This window comes from Angustibacter speluncae (assembly GCF_054777815.1).
In genome coordinates this window covers 1-2,608 of the sequence record NZ_BAAHAF010000178.1, presented here as the reverse complement: position 1 = coordinate 2,608, position 2,608 = coordinate 1, and the positions used below count along the sequence as shown (strand labels likewise).

3 protein-coding genes and 1 pseudogene are annotated in these 2,608 nt (G+C 77.9%); all 4 read left to right on the top strand.

Going from position 1 to position 2,608, the window contains the following annotated elements:
- Positions 1–182, top strand: a pseudogene (locus tag ACYVKY_RS20035) (hydrolase); the annotation flags it as partial.
- Positions 183–311: 129 nt separating this feature from the next.
- A complete protein-coding gene (locus tag ACYVKY_RS20030) occupies positions 312–692 on the top strand; it encodes a cold-shock protein (RefSeq protein ID WP_460436750.1) in 381 nt (126 codons plus the stop codon).
- A 5-nt stretch (positions 693–697) separates the two neighbouring features.
- Complete coding sequence (locus ACYVKY_RS20025; protein WP_460436749.1) at positions 698–1,600, top strand: DUF3027 domain-containing protein; 903 nt, start codon at positions 698–700, stop codon at positions 1,598–1,600.
- Positions 1,597–2,608, top strand: a 1,012-nt coding sequence (locus tag ACYVKY_RS20020; protein WP_460436748.1) for a sacsin N-terminal ATP-binding-like domain-containing protein, incomplete at its 3' end; no start/stop codon positions are given. The genes ACYVKY_RS20025 and ACYVKY_RS20020, both read left to right, overlap by 4 nt.

The window sequence follows — 2,608 nt, the reverse complement described above, 5'->3', positions numbered from 1 at the left end:
GCGCGCGCCTCGAGCTCGACGCCGCCGCGCACGCCGCGGCCCGCGCGGACGGCCGCGGCCTGCTCGTCGCGGTGCGCGCCGTGGTGGTCGGCGAGGGCTTCGCCCGCTGCGAGGTCGACCCCCGCGGCTTCCGGTCCGGCTCGATGAACGAGCTGCTGCCCGAGCCCGAGCGCTTCCGCTGACCCGGGCGCACGCGGCGCGGCCCGGAACGGCGTCGTGCCCCGCGCGAGCGGGCCGATAGCCTGGGTGGGGCGCGCCCCCCGCGCCCGACCGACCGTCCCCGTGACGCCCCAGAACGAGAAGGTCCCGACGTGCCCACAGGCAAGGTGAAGTGGTTCGACGCCGAGCGCGGCTTCGGCTTCCTCGCGACCGACGACGGCGAGGAGGTCTTCCTGCACGCCTCGGCGCTGCCCGAGGGCGTCACCGTCAAGCCCGGCTCCAGGGTCGAGTTCGGCGTCGCCGACGGCCGCAAGGGCAAGCAGGCGCTGTCGGTGCGGGTGCTCGAGACGCCGCCCTCGGTGGCCGCGGCCACCCGCAAGAGCCCCGAGGACATGACCGTGATCGTCGAGGACCTCATCCGGCTGCTCGACGGCCTGTCGTCGTCGCTGCGCCGCGGTCGCTACCCCGAGCGCACGGGCGCGAAGAAGATCGCCACCGTCCTGCGCGCCGTCGCCGACGACCTCGAGGCCTGACCCCCGTGCCCGCCACCGCCACCCGTCCGGACGCCGTCGCGGCGGCCGCCGTCGACCTCGCCCGCGCCGCCGTCGCCGAGGTGGCGCCGTCCGGCTCGGTCGGCGACCACCTCGGTGCCGCCGCGGTCGGCGAGCGCCTGGTCGCGCACACCTTCGCCTGCACCGCGAAGGGGTACCGCGGCTGGGTCTGGACCGTCACGGTCGCGCGCGCGCCGCGGGCGCGGGTCGCCACCGTCTGCGAGGTCGACCTGGTCGCCGGCGAGGGCTCGCTGCTGCCGCCCGAGTGGGTGCCGTGGTCGGAGCGGCTGCGGCCCGGCGACCTCGGTCCGGGCGACGTGCTGCCCCGCATCGACGACGACGAGCGGCTGGAGCAGGGCTTCGAGGCCACGGGCGAGGAGGACGTCGACCGGGTCGCGCTCTGGGAGCTCGGGCTCGGACGCCGTCGCGTGCTGTCGCGCGAGGGTCGCCTGCAGGCCGGGACGCGCTGGGACGCAGGCGATTTCGGTCCCGGCCCCACCACGCCCAAGGACGCCGCCGAGCAGTGCCGCAGCTGCGGGTTCCTGCAGCCGGTGGCCGGTGTCCTGCGCCAGGAGTTCGGCATCTGCACCAACGAGTGGTCGGTGGCCGACGGGCGGGTGGTGAGCCTGGCGTACGGCTGCGGCGCCCACAGCGAGACCGACCTCGAGCCCGAGCCCGAGCGCTCGACCCAGCCCTCGCTCGACGAGAACGAGCTCGAGTCGGTGGCGCTGGCCGACCTGCCCGAGCCGGAGCCTGCTCCGGAGCCTGGTCCGGAGCCCGCCGAGCCGGTCGCCGACGCGGCGCCCGAGGCCGAGGTCGAGGGGGCGCCGGAGCCCGAGGTCGAGGCGGCGCCCGAGGCGCCCGCCGACGAGGACGCCGACCGCGGGTGAGCGAGGACCCGTTCGGCACCGCGCAGGTGCGCGAGCGGGTGCTGGCCGCGTGGACGGCCTCGCCCGAGCGGTTCCGCGAGGACGCCAACAGCGAGGAGGACCTCGCGCTCGGCGGGTACCGCGACCGGGTGCTGGTCGAGCTCGCCCAGAACGCCGCCGACGCCGCGGCCCGCGCGGGCGTCCCGGGACGGCTGCTGCTGCGGCTGGTCGAGGAGCCGGAGCCGGTCCTGGTGGCCGCGAACACCGGCGCCCGGCTCGACCTCGAGGGCGTGCGCGCGCTCGCCACCCTGCGGGCCTCCGCCAAGCGCGACGGCGCCGCCACCGGCCGCTTCGGCGTGGGGTTCAGCGCCGTGCTGGCGCTGACGGACGAGCCCGCCGTCGTCTCGCACGGCCAGGGTGTGCGGTTCTCCCGCGCGCAGACCCGCGCCGACGTGCGGGCGGCGACCTCGCCCGGCCTCGCCGAGGAGCTGCGGCGCCGCGACGAGCACGTGCCCGTGCTGCGGCTGCCCTACCCGGCCGAGGGCAGCGCGCCGCCGGGCTACGACACGGCGGTGCTGCTGCCGCTGCGCGACGGCGCCGCGCTCGACCTCGTGCGGCGCCTGCTCGACGACCTCGACGACGCGCTGCTGGTCGCCCTGCCGGGCCTGGCCGAGGTGGCGGTCGAGCGACCCGGCGCTGCGCCGCGGGTGCTGGTCGACGTCGAGATGCGCTGGGACGTGCTGCGGCGCAACGGTTTCCACTCGTCCGACGTGCTGGCCGACCGTCCCACCGAGGAACGCGCCCGGCCCGGCTGGTCGCTGGCGTGGGCCGTGCCGCGCGACCGGACGACGTCCGTCCCGCCGACGGTGCACGCCCCGACGCCGACCGACGAGGTGCTCGGGTGGCCCGTGCTCCTGGTGGCCGACCTGCCGCTCGACCCCGACCGCCGGCACGCGGTGCCGGGCGCCGCCGCCGAGGCGGTGCTCGCGGCCGCGGCGGGCGCCTTCGCCGAGCTGCTCGAGGTCCGGG